The 18,700-nt window shown below is 64.6% G+C and carries 17 protein-coding genes and 1 pseudogene; 10 read left to right on the top strand and 8 right to left on the bottom strand.

The features are described 5' to 3' along the window. The first annotated feature begins 3 nt into the window (after positions 1-3). Complete coding sequence (locus tag IC762_RS18440) at positions 4-795, top strand: TatD family hydrolase (protein ID WP_195790179.1); 792 nt, start codon at positions 4-6, stop codon at positions 793-795. Next, a complete protein-coding gene (locus IC762_RS18435; protein WP_195783698.1) occupies positions 792-1,598 on the top strand; it encodes an MBL fold metallo-hydrolase in 807 nt (268 codons plus the stop codon). Before IC762_RS18440 ends, IC762_RS18435 begins: the two co-directional genes overlap by 4 nt. Positions 1,599-1,631: 33 nt before the next feature. On the opposite strand, the gene IC762_RS18430 is transcribed toward IC762_RS18435, so the two are convergent. From IC762_RS18430 to IC762_RS18415, 4 genes are all read right to left on the bottom strand, one after another. Then, the gene (locus tag IC762_RS18430; RefSeq protein WP_195783697.1) at positions 1,632-2,351 is read right to left on the bottom strand and encodes a hypothetical protein; all 720 of its coding nucleotides are present in this window, start codon (positions 2,349-2,351) and stop codon (positions 1,632-1,634) included. A gap of 105 nt (positions 2,352-2,456) precedes the next feature. Further along, complete coding sequence (locus IC762_RS18425) at positions 2,457-4,106, bottom strand: acyl-CoA synthetase (protein ID WP_195783696.1); 1,650 nt, start codon at positions 4,104-4,106, stop codon at positions 2,457-2,459. 22 nt (positions 4,107-4,128) lie between these two features. Then, complete coding sequence (locus tag IC762_RS18420; protein WP_195783695.1) at positions 4,129-6,015, bottom strand: TRAP transporter large permease; 1,887 nt, start codon at positions 6,013-6,015, stop codon at positions 4,129-4,131. 17 nt (positions 6,016-6,032) lie between these two features. Next, a complete protein-coding gene (locus IC762_RS18415) occupies positions 6,033-7,052 on the bottom strand; it encodes a TRAP transporter substrate-binding protein (RefSeq protein WP_195783694.1) in 1,020 nt (339 codons plus the stop codon). A 363-nt stretch (positions 7,053-7,415) separates the two neighbouring features. Here IC762_RS18415 and IC762_RS18410 point away from each other — a divergent pair, with 363 nt between their 5' ends. Beyond that, positions 7,416-8,054 carry a TetR family transcriptional regulator C-terminal domain-containing protein gene (locus tag IC762_RS18410; protein WP_195783693.1) on the top strand — a complete coding sequence of 213 codons (639 nt, stop codon included), beginning with the start codon at positions 7,416-7,418 and terminating at the stop codon, positions 8,052-8,054. Positions 8,055-8,071: 17 nt separating this feature from the next. Here IC762_RS18410 and IC762_RS18405 read toward each other — a convergent pair whose 3' ends face one another. Next, positions 8,072-9,685 carry an AMP-binding protein gene (locus IC762_RS18405; protein WP_195783692.1) on the bottom strand — a complete coding sequence of 538 codons (1,614 nt, stop codon included), beginning with the start codon at positions 9,683-9,685 and terminating at the stop codon, positions 8,072-8,074. Positions 9,686-9,853: 168 nt separating this feature from the next. On the opposite strand from IC762_RS18405, the pseudogene IC762_RS35800 reads away from it, so the two are divergent. The 3 genes and pseudogenes from IC762_RS35800 to IC762_RS18390 all read left to right on the top strand — a co-directional run bounded on the left by IC762_RS35800 (position 9,854) and on the right by IC762_RS18390 (position 13,392). Then, positions 9,854-11,055: pseudogene (locus IC762_RS35800) on the top strand (ABC transporter substrate-binding protein). Positions 11,056-11,079: 24 nt separating this feature from the next. Further along, on the top strand, positions 11,080-12,210 hold the full coding sequence (locus IC762_RS18395) for an acyl-CoA dehydrogenase family protein (RefSeq protein ID WP_195790178.1): 1,131 nt from the start codon (positions 11,080-11,082) through the stop codon (positions 12,208-12,210). A 63-nt stretch (positions 12,211-12,273) separates the two neighbouring features. Beyond that, positions 12,274-13,392, top strand: coding sequence for an NAD(P)H-dependent flavin oxidoreductase (locus tag IC762_RS18390; protein WP_195783691.1), 1,119 nt, complete (start codon positions 12,274-12,276; stop codon positions 13,390-13,392). A gap of 157 nt (positions 13,393-13,549) precedes the next feature. Here IC762_RS18390 and IC762_RS18385 read toward each other — a convergent pair whose 3' ends face one another. After that, positions 13,550-14,047: a DUF1801 domain-containing protein gene (locus IC762_RS18385; RefSeq protein WP_210338380.1), complete on the bottom strand. Its 498-nt coding sequence runs from the start codon at positions 14,045-14,047 to the stop codon at positions 13,550-13,552. Positions 14,048-14,128: 81 nt separating this feature from the next. Continuing rightward, positions 14,129-14,935, bottom strand: coding sequence for an enoyl-CoA hydratase/isomerase family protein (locus IC762_RS18380; RefSeq protein ID WP_195783690.1), 807 nt, complete (start codon positions 14,933-14,935; stop codon positions 14,129-14,131). Positions 14,936-15,009: 74 nt separating this feature from the next. Here IC762_RS18380 and nthA point away from each other — a divergent pair, with 74 nt between their 5' ends. The 3 genes from nthA to IC762_RS18365 are packed head-to-tail and all read left to right on the top strand — an operon-like array spanning position 15,010 to position 16,678. Next, positions 15,010-15,645, top strand: a complete 636-nt coding sequence (gene nthA, locus IC762_RS18375; protein WP_195783689.1) for a nitrile hydratase subunit alpha — start codon at positions 15,010-15,012, stop codon at positions 15,643-15,645. Next, positions 15,642-16,301, top strand: a complete 660-nt coding sequence (gene nthB / locus IC762_RS18370; RefSeq protein ID WP_195783688.1) for a nitrile hydratase subunit beta — start codon at positions 15,642-15,644, stop codon at positions 16,299-16,301. Before nthA ends, nthB begins: the two co-directional genes overlap by 4 nt. Then, entirely contained in the window at positions 16,301-16,678 is a 378-nt protein-coding gene (locus IC762_RS18365) for a nitrile hydratase accessory protein (RefSeq protein WP_195783687.1), read from the top strand. Before nthB ends, IC762_RS18365 begins: the two co-directional genes overlap by 1 nt. A gap of 274 nt (positions 16,679-16,952) precedes the next feature. Here the strand turns inward: IC762_RS18365 and queC are convergent, their stop codons facing one another. Next, complete coding sequence (queC, locus tag IC762_RS18360) at positions 16,953-17,666, bottom strand: 7-cyano-7-deazaguanine synthase QueC (RefSeq protein WP_195783686.1); 714 nt, start codon at positions 17,664-17,666, stop codon at positions 16,953-16,955. 127 nt (positions 17,667-17,793) lie between these two features. On the opposite strand from queC, the gene mazG reads away from it, so the two are divergent. Continuing rightward, positions 17,794-18,648, top strand: a complete 855-nt coding sequence (gene mazG, locus IC762_RS18355) for a nucleoside triphosphate pyrophosphohydrolase (protein ID WP_195783685.1) — start codon at positions 17,794-17,796, stop codon at positions 18,646-18,648. Positions 18,649-18,700: the final 52 nt, after the last annotated feature.

Genomic DNA, 18,700 nt, shown 5'->3' with positions numbered 1-18,700 from the left:
ATCATGCTGGTCGACAGTCACTGCCATCTGGATTTCCCTGATTTCGCCGACGATCTCGACGGCATCGTCGGCCGCGCCGAAGCGGCCGGCATCGGCCGCATGGTCACGATCTCGACCCGGGTAAAGCGGCTCGGCGGCTTGCTCGCGATCACCGATCGCTTCCCGGATGTCTATTGCTCGGTCGGCACCCATCCGCATCATGCCGACGAGGAGGACGGCATTCTGACCGGCGAGCTGATCGAACTCACGACGCATCCGAAGGTCGTCGCACTCGGCGAGGCCGGGCTGGATTATTTCTACGAGCACGGCTCGCGCGAGGCCCAGGAGCGCGGCTTTCGCGCCCATATCGCCGCTGCGCGCGCAACCGGCCTGCCGCTTGTCATCCACACCCGCGAGGCCGATGTGGATTGCGGCCGCATCCTGGAAGACGAAGCCGCGAAGGGCCCGTTCAAGGCCGTGCTGCATTGCTACACCGGCGGTCGCGAGCTGGCGATGAAGGCGATCGCGCTCGGGCTGTCGATCTCGTTCACGGGCATCCTGACCTTCAAGAAGTCGGAGGCGCTGCGCGAGCTGGCGGCCGAACTGCCGGCCGATCGCATCATGGTCGAGACCGACGCGCCGTACCTGGCGCCCGGCAAATTCCGCGGCAAGCGCAACGAGCCGGCCTATCTCGTCGAGGTCGCCAAGGTGCTCGCCGAGACGCGCGGCGTCTCGCTTGAGGAGATCTCGCGGCAGACCAGCGAAAATTTCTTCCGGCTGTTCTCAAAGGTGCCGGCGCCAAAGGTTATTGCATGACGTTGACACTCACCATCATGGGCTGCGGCTCCTCCGCCGGCGTGCCGCGCCCGGCGCTCGGCTGGGGCGCCTGCGATCCGAACAATCCCAAGAACCGCCGCCGTCGCTGCTCGATCATGGCGGAGCAGGAGGGCGCGCACGGCACCACGCGGGTCGTGATCGACACCGCGCCCGATTTGCGCGAGCAATTGATCGACGCCGATGTCGAGCACATCGACGCCGTGTTCCTGACGCATGAGCACGCCGACCAGACCCATGGCATCGACGATCTGCGCTCGGTCGTGCTGCACCAGCGGCGACGTATTCCGGTCTACTTCAACACGTCGACCGCCAACGACATCATGGCGCGATTCTCGTATTGCTTCATCTCGCCGGAAGGCAGCGATTATCCACCGATCCTGACGCGACATGCGATCGAGGCCGGCGAGAGCCAGACGATTGACGGGAAGGGCGGTCCGCTCGAACTGACCGCCTTCCTGGTCCAGCACGGCAACATCCCCGCGCTCGGCTATCGCATCGACGCAGCCGCCTACACGCCGGATCTGCACGATATTCCCGAGGCGAGCTGGCCGGCGCTGAAAGACCTCGATCTGTGGATCGTCGACGCCCTGCGCTACGCACCGCATCCGAGCCATTTCAGCCTCAACGACGCTTTGTCGTGGATCGAGCGCTTCAAGCCGAAGCAGGCCGTGCTCACCAATCTGCATTCCGACCTCGACTACGAGGTGCTGCGAAATTCGCTGCCCGGAAATGTCGTGCCGGCCTATGACGGCATGCGCCTGACCCTCGACCGGGCAGGCTGAAGCGCGATTACGTTGAGCTGTCGGCAAGGATCGCTAACTGGCCTTGAACGGCTTCAAGAACATTTGCCACCGCCGGGCACTCCCATCTGTCATGGATGCTCTGACGCGCTCGATAGTCTCGTAATAGGCATGGACGAACAGTGGCCTGAATTGGGATGTTTTGTAGGGACCCAGCAAGTCATTGAACTTCGGAATAGCCGACGTTTGCGCAACTGCGGGCTCGCCTTCGAATTCGGCATGCAGATGTTCCCACTCGTCGACAATTTCATTGAGATACTCTTCCATCGAACGCAGGCCTCGAAAGATTTCCTTCCCGAATTTCAGAATGCCGGAGTTGGTTTCCACGTCCTTGGCAATGACTTCGAGACCCAGTTGAATATCGTTCACCTCCTCGAGTGTTTCCTGGTACAAACTTTGGCTAACGCTATAGGTCGGTGCTTCTTCGGTCCCCGTTAGCGTAGCCTGAGCGCGCAATTTGCGGCGTAATCCCTTTATCTTCACGAATGCTTCGTTGATACGATCGAGCACTCGGGCACGAAAGGCGTCTCTGTCTGCCTGCGTCTTTCTCGACTCGTTATATTGATAAACGACAATCGCTACGGCTTGGGTCACAACGGAAGCGGTCAGCACGCTCAACAGGGATTTTGCAATCTCGGTATCGAGATCTTTTGGGCTGAGATAACGCCAAATGAATGCGATCCCGGCAACAGCGAGCATGGCTACCGTACCGAGGACGAGTGCCACATACTTCATCGGCAATGCTCCGTGCCGCGAGGATGGTAACCGACCGCGACATCACGAGAATATCCGCGATAAGCAAAGGACGCGAGAACTCTGTTACGCGACGCGGACGGTCGACTAGGCCGAGATCGCCTTCACTGACCCGACCTCATTGCGCAGCAGGAACTTCTGGATCTTGCCCGTCGACGTCTTCGGGATCACGCCGAACACCACGGATTTCGGGGTCTTGAAGCCCGACATGTGCTCGCGGCAATAGGCGATGATCTCGGCCTCGGTCGCCTTGGCGCCGTCCTTCAGTTCGAGGAAGGCGCAGGGGACTTCGCCCCATTTCGGATCGGGCTTGGCGACGACGGCCGCGAACAGCACGGCCGGGTGCTTGTAGAGGATATCCTCGACCTCGACCGAGGAGACGTTCTCGCCGCCGGAGATGATGATGTCCTTGGAGCGATCCTTGATGATGACGTAGCCGTGCTCGTCGAGCACGCCGAGATCGCCGGTGTGAAACCAGCCGCCGGCAAACGCTTCCTGCGTCGCCTTCTCGTTCTTCAGATAGCCCTTCATCACGATGTTGCCGCGGAACATGACCTCGCCGATGGTCTCGCCGTCGCGCGGCACCTCGCGCATCGTCTCGGGATCGAGCACGGTGACGCCTTCCTGCAGCGGATAGGAGACGCCCTGACGCCGCTTCAGCTGCGCGCGCTGATCGGCCGACAGCTCATCCCAGCCCGGCTGCTCGGCGCAGACGGAGGCGGGGCCATAGACCTCGGTCAGGCCATAGACATGCGTCAGCTTGATGCCGATCCGCTCGGCGCCTTCCAGCACCGCGACCGGCGGCGCCGCGCCCGCGATCAGCCCGATCACGGGCTTCGCCTTGCCGCCCTTCGGCGCATCGGATGCATTGATCAGCGTGTTGTAGACGATCGGCGCGCCGCACATATGGGTGACGCCGTGCGCGGGGATCAGCTCGAAGATCTTCGCCGGATCGACCTTGCGCAGGCAGACATTGACGCCGGCGGTCGCCGCGATCGTCCACGGGAAGCACCAGCCGTTGCAGTGGAACATCGGCAAGGTCCACAGATAGACCGGATGCTGGCCGAGATTGCCGGCGAGGATATTGCTGACGGCGTTCAGATACGCGCCACGGTGATGGGTCACCACGCCCTTGGGATTGCCGGTCGTGCCCGACGTGTAGCTGAGCGCGATCGCGTCCCATTCGTCGCCCGGCGGCCGCTCCGCGAAAGCCGGATCGCCGGCCGCGACGGCCGCCTCATACTCGATCTCGCCGATCCGCTTGCCGCCGCCGAACGCCGCATCGTCGACATCGATCACGAACGGCCTTGCGCCCTGCATCAGGCTCAGGGCTTCCGTGATCACGTGCGAGAATTCGGGATCGACCAGGATGATCCTGGCGCCGCCGTGATCGAGCTGAAAAGCGATCGACGCCGCGTCGAGGCGGATGTTCAGCGCGTTCAGCACGGCGCCTGCCATCGGCACCGCAAAATGCAACTCGTTCATCGCCGGGATGTTCGGCAGCATCGCAGCGATCGTGTCGCCATGGCCGATGCCGCGGCCCGCGAGATAGGATGCGAAGCGCTTGCAGCGCTCGTAGGTCTGTTTCCAGGTGAAGCTGCGGCCTTCATAGACCGCGCTGACATGATCGGGATAGACCGCGGCCGAGCGCGCCAGGAAGCTCAGCGGGGTCAGCGGCACGTAGTTGGCCGGCGTCTTGTCCAGCCCGATCGCGTACTGGTTTTGAGCTGCACTCATGGCTCTATCTCATTTGAAGAATTTACAGGAACCCTATCGAAATCCACGGAAATATGGCGACGATGACGAGGCCGATCAACAGCGCCAGCATGTAACCCCAGATCGGCCGAATACCCTCGGCCGGATCGACCCGTCCGATGGCGCAGGCGGCATAATAGCCGACGCCGAACGGCGGCGCGAACAGGCCGATGCCCATCGCCAGGATGATGATCATGGCGTAGTGCACCTCATGGACGCCGACCGCCTTGGCGATCGGAAACAGCAGCGGCCCGAACAGCACGATCGCTGGAATGCCCTCCAGCACGCTGCCGAGGATCACGAAGGCCAGGATCGAGACCGCGATGAAGGTCGCCGATCCCCCGGGCAGCCCGGTCATCGCCGCCGCCAGCGCGCGCGAAAAGCCTGATTGCGTCAGGCCCCAGGCCATGCCGGTCGCGGTCCCGATGATGAACAGGATCGCGCCCGACAGGCACGCCGTCTCGATCAGCATCGGCAGCAGCCGCCGCCATTTGAACTGGCGGTAGATCAGAAGCCCGATGATGAAGGCGTAGACGATGCCGATGGTCGAGACTTCGGTGGCGGTCGCGATGCCCTCGACCACGGCGTAGCGGATCACGAAGGGCAGCGCCAAGGCGGGCAGGGCGAAGATGAAGGCCTTGCCGATCTCGCTGCCGGTGGCGCGCTGCACGTGGCTCAGATCCTCGCCGCGGTAGCGCCACCACACCAGGGTCGACAGCGTGATCGCGAGCACCACGCCCGGCAGCAGGCCGCCGGTGAACAGCGCCGAGATCGAGACGCCGGTGACCGAGCCGATGGTGATCAGCACCAGGCTCGGCGGAATGGTCTCGGTCTGCGCGCCGGTGGCCGCGAGCAGGGCGACGAGATCGCCGGAACGGGCGCCGCGCTGCTTCATCTCGGGGAATAGCACCGGCGCCACCGCGGCCATGTCGGCTGCCTTCGAGCCGGAGATGCCGGAGACCAGGTACATCGCGCCGACCAGCACATAGTGCAGCCCGCCACGAACATGCCCGAGCAGGCTCGCCAGGAACGCGACCATGGCCCGCGCCATGCCGGTCATCTCGATCAGGAGGCCGAGGAACACGAACAGCGGCACCGAGAGCAGGATCAGATGGCTCATGCCCTCGTCCATCCGGCCGACCAGCACCATCAGCGGCGTCCGCGTGGTCAGCGCCAGATAGCCGAACACCGCCATGCCGAAGGCAAACCCGATCGGCACGCCGGCGAAGACGCAGAACGCGACCACGCCGACGAAGAAGATGATCAGGTTGAGGTTGCCGAGCGGCCGCAGCAGCGGCTGCGCCAGCCAGAACAGCAGGATCAGCGCCGCAACGGTGAGCGCGGCCAGCAGGAACGTCTTGAAATCACCGACCCGCGCCAGCCGCAGCAGCGCAAACAGCGCCATCAGGCAGGTGCCGATCGGCAGCGCCGCCGCGCGCCAGGTGTTGGAGATCTGTAGCGCCGGCGTGGTGATGAAGCTTTCCTCGTAGGCGTATTCGTAGGCCGGCTTGACGATCAGGATCAGGAACGCCAGCGCCGCGCAGGTGGCGACGACGTCGAGATAGGCCCAGAGCCTGGGCCCGGCGCTTGCGACCAGTGCCGTCATCCGCATGTGCTCGCCGCGGCGGAATGCGACCGCTGAGCCCAGCATCGCGAGCCACAGGAACAGGATCGAGGCCAGTTCGTCGGACCAGATCAGCGGCGCGTGCAGCACGTAGCGCGAGATCACGCCGGCGAACAGGATCACGACCTCGGCGACGACCAGGATCGCCGCCGGGATCTCCACCAGCATGCCGAGCGCGGCATCGATCGAGCCTAAAACGGAGCGGCGGCGAGGGGGCTTTGACGCCGCCTCGCCCGCCACGGCCGGCGTCATCTCAACATGCGCCATGGAAAGCTCCCGCGCGATCAGGACAGCTTGCCGACGGACTTTTCCAGCAGCTCCCACGCCTTCTCGCCGTACTTGCCCTTCCACTCGGCGTAGAAGCCGGCGGCACGCAGCTTGTCGCGGAACGGCGCGACCTCGGGTTGGTTGAACACAAGGCCCTTGCTCGTGAGCTCCTGCTTGACTGTCGCATTGAGCTTCTCGGTGTCCTCGCGCTCCTTGACCGCGGCCGCGTTGACGTTCTTGGCGACGATGGTCTTGATGTCGTCAGGCAGCGCGGCCCAGGCACGGCGGTTCATCAGGAACCAGAAGCCGTCCCACATGTGGTTGGTCATCGAGCAGTATTTCTGCACCTCGTAGAGCTTCGCGGCCGAGATCAGCGCCAGGGGATTCTCCTGGCCCTCGACGATCTTGGTCTGCAAGGCCGAATAGACCTCGCTGAAATTGATCGAGGCGGGCGAGGCATCGAACGCCTTGAACATCGAGGTCCACAGCGGCGACACCGGCACGCGGATCTTGAAGCCCTTGAAATCATCGGGCCCTGATATCGGCTTGGTCGACGACGTGGTCTGGCGGAAGCCGTTGTCCCAGATCTTGTCCATGACCTCGAGGCCGGACTTGTTGATCTCGCCGCGGACATAGGCGCCGAGGTCGCCGTCCATGGCCTTCCAGACCGTGGGATAGTCCGGGAACGCGAAGCCGATGCCGTTGATCGAGGCCGCCGGCACCAGGGTCGCCAGGATCAGGCCTGACAGCGTGAAGAACTCGACGCCGCCCGAGCGCACCTGGCTCAGCATGTCGGTATCGGAGCCGAGCTGGCTGTTCGGGAACACCTGTAGATCGAACCGGCCGTTGGTCTCGGTCTTGATCGCCGCCGCCATCTCGCGGGCACGGGTCACGAACGGATGCGACTCCGGCAGGTTGTTGGCGAATTTGTAGCTGAACTCGGCGGCCTGGGCGCGCGCGACATGAGGTGCGCCAATCCCGCCGAGGACGGCGGAAGCGGCGGAGGCCTTCAGCAGCGTGCGTCGTGAAAAGCTCATTGGTAGTCTCCTCGGGAGGCTTGTTGTTGTTCTCTGATGCCATCCTATACGGACCAGATGCCGCGGGGTCACCAGTGATCTCTGCATCGGAGCCCGCGCTTATTGCAGCGTCCGCCAACTGCGGCAATATCGGCTTTCAGACGAGAAGACGTCGTCGATGGACCGCTCAGCCTGGTCCGCTCAAAATTCATTCTGTCGACGGATCGCAGTTGCAAACTTCAGCCTAACGCTTTCAACTGTATTGCTTTTTTCATTGGTCGAGACGCCCGGCGTTCAGTCGCGCATGAAATTAAATGGACATTCAAATAAATTCGGGCGATTGAGGTTCAACCGAACACGCGCGGCCACCAGGGAGAGCACGGCTTGCAGAAAGCGGAGAAGCGGGCGCGGGGGCGTCCGGTCGGATCGTCGGATCAGGAGCTGAAACGGCGCGAGTTCGTCGTCGCCGTGATGAAGGCGATCGCCGAGCACGGCTACAAGGACGTCACCGTTGCGACCATCTGCGAGGCCGCAGGCTTCTCGCGCGGGCTGATCGGGCACTATTTCCCCGGCAAGGATGCGTTGCTGTTGCACGCCGTCGGTGAGGTGGCGCGGGAGTTCGAGCAGGCCACGAGGGCTGCGGCAGAGGCGGCTGGATCGGATCCATTGGACCGCCTGCACGCCGTGGTGACGGCGAGTTTTTCTCCGCCGGTGTTCACGCCCGAGCGGGTGCTGGTCTGGGTCGCGCTCGCCAGCACCTCGCACTGGTCTCCCGAGCTCGCCGAAATCTACCGGCAGCTCTACCGGCCCTACCGTCGCGGACTGACCAATTTGATCCGGCGCGCGGCCGATGCGCGAGGGGCGAAGATCAAAGCCGATCGCCTCGCGATCACGCTGACCCAGCTCACCGAAGGTTTGTGGGCCGGCTGGGCCGCCGATCCGGAAACCGTGTCGGCTGCGGAAGGCGAGGCGGCATGCCACGATTTGCTTGACGCGTTCCTGCGCAAGGGCGCGTCGGCCTAGCGTCACTCCGCTCGGCATTACCTGCGCCGTTTCATCGAACGCAGATCGATCGCACCGACCAGCGTCCGTGGGTCGAGCCCGGCTTCGAAGATCTGCGCCTTGTTGATCTTCTGCGTCGCCGTCACCGGCAGCCGATCGAGAAACAGGATCCAGCCCGGAGCCTTGTAGTAGGCGAGCTGGCCGTTGCAATAATCGACAATGTCGTTCGCGAGCTGATGATCGGCGGTTCGCTTCGGCACCGGGACTACGCAGGCGAAGATCTCTTCGCCTGTCTTCTCGTCAGGAACGGCCATGATCGCGATCTGGCCGACCGCGGGATGCCGGCACAGCACGGTCTCGACCTCGGTCGCGGCAATGTTCTCGCCGGATCGCCGGATCATATTCTTGCGCCGGTCGACGAAATAGATCGTGCCGTCGTCGTCCCGACGCACGATGTCGCCCGAATGCCACCATCCGCCGCGCCAGCCGGCCTCCGTCGCGGCGTCGTCGGCGAGGTAGCCGGCGAAAAAGCCTTTGCGCGGATTGTCTCCCGCCAGCCGCACCACGAGTTCGCCTTCGGCTCCAGTTGGCACCTCGCAATCTTGCTCGTCGATCACCTTCGCCTCGAGCGGCGGAATCGCGCGCCCGATCGCGCGAACCCCCAGCGGACGCGGCTCGTGATCGTTGGCGGTCCAGCGCCCGACCTCCGTCATGCCCCAGACTTCGAGATGGGGAATTCCAAAACGCTGCTCGAACGCGCGATGAATCGCAGGCTCCATCCCGGCGCCGAAGCCGAACCGGATCGCATGCGCGCGCTCGTCGGCCGAGCGATCGAGCGCAACCAGGGCCTGCGGCACGGCGCCGATGTAGTGGACGATCGTGGCGCGGCTCTCGGTCACCTCGCGCCACCAGCGCTTGGCCGAGAAATATTCGGGGCGGATGATGCAGCCTTGCGAAAGCAGCATCGGCATCAGCGCGACGACGCCGGCATGGACGTGGAACACCGGCATCGGATTGAACAGGCGATCCCGTCCGGGCTCGATCGAGAACCGGCCGCCGGCGTTCGCCAGCGTGAAGAACCATTCGCCCGCCGAGAGCCAGTAGTCGTTGGTGACCAGGCAGCCCTTCGGCCGGCCGGTCGTTCCCGATGTGTAGAAGACGCCGGCCTCGGTGTTGCGGTCGAGCGCGCCTGAAGCCGCCTGACGTGACGGCGAGGGGAGATATTCCGGCAACTCGTCGGCAGCGACGACGGCGAACGGGCCGGTCAGTTCGCCGGCGACGGCCTTCAAACGGTCGACGTGGTGACGCAGCGCCACTGCGAGCACCGCGCCGCTGTGGCTCATCTGATAGAGCAATTCGGCATGCCGATGATCGGGATTGACGGGCACGATGCTCGCACCGATGGCGTTGAGCGCCAGCAAATGAATGAAATAGGCCGGCCGGTTCTCGACGAGCAGGGCGATGCGATGTCCGAGGCCGTATCCCGCCTGCTTGTAGCGCGCGACGAGATCGGCAACGCGCCGCATCGTCTCGGCATAGGTCCATTCGAAGCCATCTGGCGCGTAAGAGGTCCCTGCCGGCACGCAGACGAAGGCATTGTCCGGTGCCGTGGCCACGCTGGCCTGAAATGCCTCGAAGATCGTCTCAGCCACCGTTTCTCCCCGCGTTTGCTGGCGCAGGCGCAACGGCCCGGCTCTGCTTCTTTTCGCTGTCGAAATCGATCCTAGGGCCGCCAAGGAGGAAGGCAACATATTTTTGTTGAACGTTCGACAAATTATGCCATCATGGGTCAAACAGAAGACCGAAGCGGGGAGGCGCGTATGTTGAAATGGTTGGGGGCTGCGGCGATATCGTTGCTCGCGGTTGGGCACGCTGTTGCCGAAACAGCCACTGATGCGCCGGTGAAGATCGGTGTGCTGGGCGACCAGTCGTCGGTGTATTCGGCCGCCGGCGGACGCGGCAGCGTCGAAGCGGCGAAGCTCGCCGCGGAAGACGCGGGCCTGGTGCTTGGGAAACCCGTCGAGATCGTCTCCGCGGATTTCCAGCTCAAGGTCGATGTCGGGGTGGCGATTGCCAGGAAATGGTACGACGAGGAGAACGTCGATACGATCATCGACGTGCCGTTCTCGGGCCTTGCGCTGGCGATCGCCGACATGACCCGAACCCGGAAGAAGCTCGCGCTGTTCAACGCCGCCGCAAGCTCCGAGCTCACGGGCGCGAAATGCTCGCCCCATGTGGCGCAATGGACCTACGACACCTATTCGCTGGGCCATGGGCCGACCAGCGGCCTGGTCACCGCGGCGAGAACTCCTGGTTCTTTCTGACCAACGACACCGTGTTCGGCAACAGCCTCGAAGGTGACGCGTCCGCTGCCGTGAAAGCCGGTGGCGGAACGGTAGTCGGTTCGGTGCGCACGCCGACCGGCGCGACGGATTTCTCGTCGTTCCTGCTGCAAGCGCAATCGTCCAAGGCGAAGGTGATCGGTCTCGTCGAAGCCGGCGCCGATCTTGCGACGGTGCTCAAGCAGGGCGAGGAGTTCGGCCTCAAGGCCCAGGGACAGCGCTTCGCGGCCTTGATGGCGACGATCGATGCGATCCACGGCGTCGGCCTCAAGGACGCCCAGGGCATCATCGTCGCCGAAGCCTTCTACTGGGACCAGAACGACGAGACCCGTGCGTTCGCCAAGCGGTTCTATGAGCGGATGAAGGCGATGCCGACCCAGGTGCAGGCCGGCGCCTACAGCGTGGTCAATCATTACCTGAAGGCGATCAAGGCGGTCGGCTCCAAGGACCCCGACCAGGTGATGGCCAAGATGCGCGAGATGCCGATCAACGACTTCATGTCGCATGATGCGCATTTGCGCGCCGACGGCCGCGTGATGCGCGATCTCTATCTCTTCGAAGTCAAGTCGCCGAAGGAATCCAAGGCAGCCTGGGACTATTACAAGCAGATCGCGGTGATCCCGGCGGACAAGGCGGTCCGGCCGCTCGATCAAGGCGGCTGTCCGCTGGTCAGCCCATAGCCGCGGAGCCCGCTCGTGACCGCAATGCCCGACACCGGCGAGCTCGATCTCTTCCGCGCCAATGTCCGCCGCTTCCTGGCCGCCGAAGTCGTACCGCATGCCGATGCGTGGCGGGCAAGGGGCTACATCGACCGTGATCTCTGGCGCAAGGCGGGCGCGCTCGGCCTGCTCTGCGCCAGCACGCCGGAAATCTATGGAGGAGGCGGCGGCAATTTCCGCCACGAGGCCGTGATCATCGAGGAACTGGCTGCGATCGCATTTCCCGACTTCAGCATCCCCTTGCAGAACGTGATCCTGGCGCCCTACTTCGTGCAGTACGGCACCGAGGAGCAGAAGCGCCGCTGGCTGCCGCGCATGGCCAGCGGCGAGCTCGTGGCAGCGCTGGCGATGAGCGAGCCGGGCGCGGGATCCGACGTCAGGGCCATCAGAACCCATGCTCGACGCGACGGCCGCGATTACGTCGTCAATGGACAGAAGACCTTCATCACCCACGGCCACACCGCCGATTTGATCTGCCTCGCAGTCAAGACGGATACCGGCGAGGGCGTGCGCGGTTTCAGCCTGCTGGTCGTCGAGACCGACAAGACTGACGGCTTCCGGCGCGGCCGCAGGTTGGACAAGGTCGGCCTCAAGGCCCAGGACACGGCGGAACTGTTCTTCGACGACGCACGCGTGCCCGTCGAGAATCTTTTGGGTGGCATCGAGGGCCGCGGCTTCTATCAATTGATGGAGCAGCTCGCCAAGGAGCGCATCAACATCGCCATGCAGGCGCTGGCGCTGGCCGAGGCGGCGCTCGCCGAGACCATCGCCTATGTCAAGCAGCGCGAGGTGTTCGGCAAGCCGCTGATTGAATTCCAGAACACGCGGATGGTCCTGGCCGAGGCCAAGACCGCGACGTCGGTGACGCGCAGCTTCGTCGAGAGCTGCATCGACCGGCTGATCGACGGCACGCTCGACCCGGAGACCGCGGCGATGGCGAAGTGGTGGGCGACCGACAAGCAATGCGAGATCATCGACGATTGCGTCCAGTTGCACGGCGGCTACGGCTACATGCTCGACTATCCGATCGCGAGGATGTGGAGCGACGGACGCATCCAGAAGATCTGGGGCGGCTCCAATGAAGTCATGAAGGAGCTGATCGCGCGTGCGCTGTAAAGCGCACCGGCACGACAGTCGGGACTGACGATGAACCAATTTGCCAAACACGCGAGGTCGCCGATGCGTAACCGGGTCACCGAGATGTTCGGGGTCGAGGTCCCGATTTTCGGCTTCACCCACAAGCCGGAGGTCGCCATCGAGGTGACCAATGCAGGCGGCATGGGCGCGCTCGCGGCGAGCTACTATCAGCCGGACGAGCTCGAGCGGATCCTGACCGACATGGACCGCAAGACCGCCGGACGGCCCTATTGCATCGACGTGCTGTTCGCCAACAAGGTGGGCGAGGTGGTCCCATTGTCGGATCGCCTCAAGGCACTGCCCAAGGAGCACATCGCGTTCGTCGACAGGCTGCTCGACGACGCCGGCATTCCGCCGCTGCCGCCGGAGGTCGAGGCGGAGATGTTGCGGGAAAAGCCGCCGGGCCACGGCCATACCGAGGAAGGCGTCCTTGAGGTCCTGGAGGTCGTTGTCCGGCATCCCCAGGCCAAATTCGTGCTCAGCGCGATGGGCGCGCCACCGGCCTATGTCGTCGACCGCCTGCACGGCTACGGCATCAAGGTCGGCGCCATGGCCGGCAGCGCCGAGCACGCCCGCAAGCAGGTCCAGGCCGGTGTCGACCTGGTCGTGGCGCAAGGCAGCGAGGCGGGCGGCCATACCGGCACGATCTCCTCGATGGTGCTGTGGCCCGAGGTGGTCGATGCGATCGCGCCGGTCCCGGTGCTCGCTGCCGGCGGCGTCGGCAGCGGCCGTCATCTGGCGGCGGCGTTCGCGCTCGGCGCCGAAGGCGTCTGGTGCGGTACGATCTGGCTCGGCTCGCCGCAGAGCGAGCTGTCGCCGGAGATGCGCAAGCGGGTCCTGGCGGCGCGGTCCCAGGATGCGATCCAGCGCAAATACGACACCGGCAAGCCGCTGCGCGGTCTGCGCAGCAAATGGTCTGACGCCTGGGATGCGCCCGGCGCGCCGCAGCCGCTGCCGCTGGCCGCCCAGAAGCTGCTCGTGGCGCCTGCGCTGAAGCGGCTCGAGCTCGCCAACGCCGTCGACTACATGGGCTACATGACCGGGCAGATCGTCGGCCGCATCAAGGAAGAGCAATCGATCCGCCAGATCATGGACGGCATGACGTCCGAGTGCCGGGCCGTATTGAAGGCCTTGGGTGAGAAAGATACCGCAAATATCTGATCTAATTGTAGATATAAATATTCCATAATATACATTATGCGAATTACGGATATGGGTGGGTGGGATATCCGCGAAGCCAGGTCTCCGTCCCTAAGATCGCCGAGCGCCTTGGGGCCCCGGTCGATCACGGGCCGCTGAGCCGTGACGCGAAGGCCGGCTAGGCGCCGCCGGCCGCGCCCTGGGTCATGTGGGTCGCGATCATCTCTTCCAATATGTCGAGGTTTAAGTCCTTGAGGCGCCTGAACCTGACGCAATAGCCGGTGACCTTCGCCTTGCCGATTTTCCCGCCATAGGTTTCGGGCAGGTATCTCCTGTCCTCGAGCCCCATGAGGTAGAGGGAAATTCCGGTTGCGTTTGAGCTTAGGCCGATCCGGTAGAACTCCCGGGTTTTGCCGCTCGCGTATTTCAGCGTTTGCGTCCCATATCCGATGTTCTCGTTGGTGACGATTTTGTTGTCGCTGTCCCTGCCATCCAGGAACCACAGCTTGCAGTTCGGCGACGCGGCGAGGATGAGCCGTTGTATGGCTTCGATATCGTCTCGCTTTGGCGGGTCTTGAGCGTCGATATATCGGTCGATTTGCGTCTGCACGTTCACGTCGATGATCCTTATGCCCGTCTCGTCGGAACGACGAACGCGCTTATCGGCATCCGACATTGCCTCTGCAAATTGCCCGAGGCTTAGGCGCGTCCTGCACCCCTAGCCGCGGCTGAGGATCGATCCGATCGGCACGTCGCATCAGCGCCCCCTGAACCGCGGTTTCCGACGCACAAGGAAGGCGGCGACGCCTTCCTTGTGGTCTTCGGTCAGGCTCGCCAGCGCGAACTGATCGAGGTCCATATGGCCGGCGAGATCGTCCAGCGCATGCGCCAGTCGATTGACCGTCAGTTTCGTCATCGCCACCGAGATCGGCGGCTGCGCCGCGACCTTGGTCGCCAGCACCATGGCGGCCTCGTAGGATTGTCCGGGCTCGCTCACCTGCTCCACGAGCCCCCATTCATAGGCCTCGGCGGCCGAGATCCTGTCGTCGGCCAGGATGACCGCCTGCTTGGTGCGCGCCGGCCCCATCAGATGCAGCATGCGCGGCACGCTCTGCCAGCTCATGTTCATGCCGAGCGCGATCTCGGGCACGCGCATGTGCGCGTCGCGCGCGATCACGCGGAAATCCAGCGCGACGGCGAGTGCGACACCGCCGCCGATGCAGAAACCTTCGATCGCGCCGATCGTGACCTGCTCCATCTCCTGCCAGGCCCGCGTCAGCCGCGGCCCGAGTTTCAGATGCCGGCGCAGCGCGCCCATGTCCATGGTTTGGCGCGAGCGCCCCTCGACGTCCTTGAGGTCAAAACCGGCGCTGAAAGCGTTGGCGCCGCCGGTCAGCACGACGACAGAAGTTCCGCCGTCATCCTCGAAGCTGCGCGCGGCGTCGGTGAGCTGCCGCATCGCCTCCGGCGACAGCGCGTTGATGCCGTCCCCGCGGTCGAAGCGCACCACCGCGATGCGGCCCTCGGGCCCGAGGCCTTTTTCAATCGTCACATCGTCAACCACGCATACCTCCCTGCTCGCTTTGTCGTGTCCCGCCTGCCTCGACATAGCACGGCCTCTTCGCCTATCCTGCGCTCATGAGCGACCATGACCACGACCATCATCACCACGATCACGACCACTCCGAGCTGTCGGAGATGGAGCTGCGCGTCCGCGCGCTGGAATCGATCCTGAGCGAGAAAGGCTATCTCGATCCGGCCGCGCTCGACGCCATCGTGCAGGCCTACGAGACCAAGATCGGCCCGCACAACGGCGCCCAGGTCGTCGCCAAGGCCTGGAGCGATCCCGCCTTCAGGCAGGCGCTGCTCGAGGATGCCACCAAGGCGGTCGGCACGCTCGGTCATGTCAGCCGCGTCGGCGATCATCTGGTCGCCGTCGAGAACACGCCCTCCCGCCACAACATGGTCGTCTGCACGCTGTGCTCCTGCTACCCTTGGGAAATGCTGGGGCTGCCGCCGGTCTGGTACAAGGCCTCGCCGTATCGCTCGCGCGCGGTGAAGGATCCGCGCGGCGTGCTCGCCGATTTCGGCGTCAGCCTGCCGAACGAGACCGAGATCCGGGTCTGGGACTCGACGGCCGAAACGCGCTTCCTGGTGCTGCCGATGCGCCCCGCGGGCACCGAGGGCTGGAGCGAAGCCCAGCTCGCCGAACTCGTGACGCGCGATTCCATGATCGGCACCGGCTTCCCGAAGACCCCGGGAGCGCCGTCATGAACGGCGTCCACGACATGGGCGGCATGGACGGCTTCGGCAAGGTCGAGCCCGAGCCGAACGAGCCGATGTTTCACGAGGAATGGGAATCGCGCGTGCTGGCGATGGTGCGCGCGATGGGCGCAGCCGGCGCCTTCAACATCGATGCGTCGCGGTTCTATCGCGAGGCGCTGCCGCCGCACGTTTATATGACGAGCTCCTACTACAAGAAATGGCTGCTCGGTCTGGAGGCCCTGCTGCTCGACAAAGGTTTTGTCGCGCAGGAGGATGTCGCCGCCGGCCATTCCGTCGTGCCGGCGAAATCGCTCAAGCACGGCAAGTTCTCCGCCGCAGACGTCGAGCGCATCATGGTGCGCGGCAAGTTCGGCCGCACGGCGCCGGCGCCGGCAAAATTCAAGGCCGGCGATCGCGTGCGGGCCAAGAACATCCACCCCGTCACGCACACCAGGCTGCCACGCTATGTGCGCGGCCATGTCGGGATCGTCGAGCGCGATCACGGCTGCCACGTGTTTCCCGACACCGCCGCGAACGATGCCGGCGAGCAGCCGCAATGGCTGTACACCGTCGTGTTCGAGGGGCGCGAGCTGTGGGGACCGGACTCCGACCCGACCATCAAGGTGTCGGTCGACGCGTTCGAGCCATATCTGGAGACTGTCTGATGGACGGTGCCGCGGCCGCGCGCGCCACCAGCGCCGTTCCGAGCGTCCCCCGCGACGAAGACGGCCCGGTGTTTCGCGCGCCCTGGGAGGCACAGGCCTTCGCCATGGCGCTGTCTTTGTATGACCGCGGCGTGTTCACCTGGACCGAATGGGCCGCTGCGCTTGCCGACCAGATCAAGCGCGCGCAGGCGGATGGCGATCCCGATACGGGCGAGACCTATTATCTGCACTGGCTGGCCACGCTCGAGCACCTCGTCGCCGCCAAAGGTGTGACCACCGCAGATAATCTGCGCCGTTACCGCAACGCCTGGGACCACGCCGCCGACCGCACGCCGCACGGCAAGCCGATCGAGCTGATGCCGAGAGATTTCGAGTAGCGTTTCACTTGTTGGACAAACTGATGGGAAACCAAACTCAGTGTCGTCCCGGCGAAGGCCGGGACCCATAACCACAGGGTTGGGTTGTTAGAATAGGCTGTGGCCCCAGCGTTGCGCAGCAATGAACTACGGAGGTTATGGGCCTTCGCCGGGACGACACCTTGGAGCGAGCCGAGCCCTACGACACCCCGCGAGACGACGACGCGATAGCCGGCCGGCTCCTTTGCATGGGGTTGTTTTTCAATATTTGGCAGTGTGCCCCTGCCGAGGACTATCAACCCACGCCCTGCGCGACATATTCCCGCCAGCCCTTGGCCCGCAGCGCACACGCCGGGCATTCGCCGCAGCCATAGCCCCAGTCGTGCTGGGCGCCGCGTTCGCCGAGATAGCAGGTGTGGGAGTGCTCGCGGATCAGGTCGACCAGCCCTGCCCCGCCGAGTTGATGCGCGAGCCGCCAGGTTGCGGCCTTGTCGAGCCACATCAGCGGAGTGTGCAGCTCGAAGTTTTTCGCCATGCCGAGGTTGAGCGCCTGTTGCAGCGCCTTGATGGTCTCGTCACGACAATCCGGATAGCCGGAATAATCCGTCTCGCACATGCCGCCGATGATGTGGTGGATGCCGCGCCGATAGGCCAGCGCCGCCGCGAAGGTGAGGAACACCAGGTTGCGGCCGGGCACGAAGGTGTTCGGCAGTCCGTCGGCGCCCATTTCGATCGCGACGTCACGGGTCAGCGCGGTGTCCGAGATCTCCGCCAGTGTCGGGATCGCGAGCGTATGGCTGTCGCCGAGCTTGGCCGCCCAGTCCGGCCGCATCTCCTTGATGCCGGCGACGAGACGGTCGCGGCAATCGAGCTCGATCGCATGGCGCTGACCGTAGGCGAAGCCGAGCGTTTCGACGCAGGCGAAGCGCTGCAGCGCCCAGGCCAGGCAGGTGGTCGAGTCCTGGCCGCCGGAAAACAGCACCAGGGCGGTATCGGAGGTGGTTTGCATGGAACGGACTTAGCACTCCCGCGGGCGCCGGCCAATCGGTGGACATCACGGCGATTTGGGCACGTCCGGCTGGGATCATCCGGTGCGATTTGGCATAACGGCGGCAGCTCTCACAGTCCGGTGCTCGATGACCCCTTCCCGCGATATTTCCCGCCTGATCGAGATCATGGCCGCGCTGCGCACGCCAGTGACCGGCTGCCCGTGGGACCTCGAGCAGGATTTTGCGACGATCGCGCCGTACACGATCGAAGAGGCCTATGAGGTGGCCGACGCGATCACCCGCGGCGATCTCGACGATTTGCGCGAGGAGCTCGGCGACCTCCTGCTGCAGGTGGTCTACCACGCGCGGCTTGCCGAAGAGCAGAACGCCTTCGCGTTCGGCGACGTGGTCGAGGCGATCACGCGGAAGATGATCCGTCGTCACCCGCATGTGTTTGCCGACAGAGACGGCAACATCCAGCCCGCCGGCGTCAAGAGCGCCTGGGAGCGGATCAAGGCCGAGGAGAAGGCCGAGCGCGCCGCGCGGCGGCCGCCGGAAGAGACCGCGCGCAAATCGCTGCTCGCGAGCGTGAAGGCCGGCCTCCCTGCCCTGACGCGGGCGCTGGAGTTGCAGCGCAAGGCCTCCACGGTCGGCTTCGACTGGAACGATCCGCGCGCCGTGCTCGCCAAGATTCGCGAGGAAGCCGACGAGATCGAGGCTGCGCTCGATCGCAACGACAAGGACGAGATCGCCGACGAGACCGGCGACCTGATGTTCGCCGTCGTCAATCTCGCGCGCCATGCCGGCGCCGATCCGGAGACCGCGCTGCGCGGGACCAATGCGAAGTTCGAGCGCCGGTTCGCCTATATCGAGCGGGCGCTGGCGGCGCAGGGACGTTCGCTGGATCACGCGTCGCTGGCGGAGATGGACGCGCTGTGGAATGAGGCAAAAACCGAAACCACCACCGTCGTCCCGGCGAAGGCCGGGACCCATACCGCGTGATCTGACGGTGCCAGTCGCGCGCGCATGCGGAACGGCTAGCGCGGCCTCTATG

The sequence above is a fragment of the Bradyrhizobium genosp. L genome, from assembly GCF_015624485.1.
Lineage (GTDB): Bacteria > Pseudomonadota > Alphaproteobacteria > Rhizobiales > Xanthobacteraceae > Bradyrhizobium.
The sequence above is the reverse complement of the archived record's forward strand: the minus strand, read 5'-3'. Positions and strand labels throughout refer to the sequence as shown.

Coding starts and splice junctions, on each gene's coding strand:
- IC762_RS18440 (WP_195790179.1), top strand. CDS start 4: ATGCTGGTCGACAGTCACTGCCATCTGGATTTCCCTGATTTCGCCGAC.
- IC762_RS18435 (WP_195783698.1), top strand. CDS start 792: ATGACGTTGACACTCACCATCATGGGCTGCGGCTCCTCCGCCGGCGTG.
- IC762_RS18430 (WP_195783697.1), bottom strand. CDS start 2,351: ATGAAGTATGTGGCACTCGTCCTCGGTACGGTAGCCATGCTCGCTGTT.
- IC762_RS18425 (WP_195783696.1), bottom strand. CDS start 4,106: ATGAGTGCAGCTCAAAACCAGTACGCGATCGGGCTGGACAAGACGCCG.
- IC762_RS18420 (WP_195783695.1), bottom strand. CDS start 6,015: ATGGCGCATGTTGAGATGACGCCGGCCGTGGCGGGCGAGGCGGCGTCA.
- IC762_RS18415 (WP_195783694.1), bottom strand. CDS start 7,052: ATGAGCTTTTCACGACGCACGCTGCTGAAGGCCTCCGCCGCTTCCGCC.
- IC762_RS18395 (WP_195790178.1), top strand. CDS start 11,080: ATGCCCGACACCGGCGAGCTCGATCTCTTCCGCGCCAATGTCCGCCGC.
- IC762_RS18390 (WP_195783691.1), top strand. CDS start 12,274: ATGCGTAACCGGGTCACCGAGATGTTCGGGGTCGAGGTCCCGATTTTC.
- IC762_RS18385 (WP_210338380.1), bottom strand. CDS start 14,047: ATGTCGGATGCCGATAAGCGCGTTCGTCGTTCCGACGAGACGGGCATA.
- nthA (WP_195783689.1), top strand. CDS start 15,010: ATGAGCGACCATGACCACGACCATCATCACCACGATCACGACCACTCC.
- nthB (WP_195783688.1), top strand. CDS start 15,642: ATGAACGGCGTCCACGACATGGGCGGCATGGACGGCTTCGGCAAGGTC.
- IC762_RS18365 (WP_195783687.1), top strand. CDS start 16,301: ATGGACGGTGCCGCGGCCGCGCGCGCCACCAGCGCCGTTCCGAGCGTC.
- queC (WP_195783686.1), bottom strand. CDS start 17,666: ATGCAAACCACCTCCGATACCGCCCTGGTGCTGTTTTCCGGCGGCCAG.
- mazG (WP_195783685.1), top strand. CDS start 17,794: ATGACCCCTTCCCGCGATATTTCCCGCCTGATCGAGATCATGGCCGCG.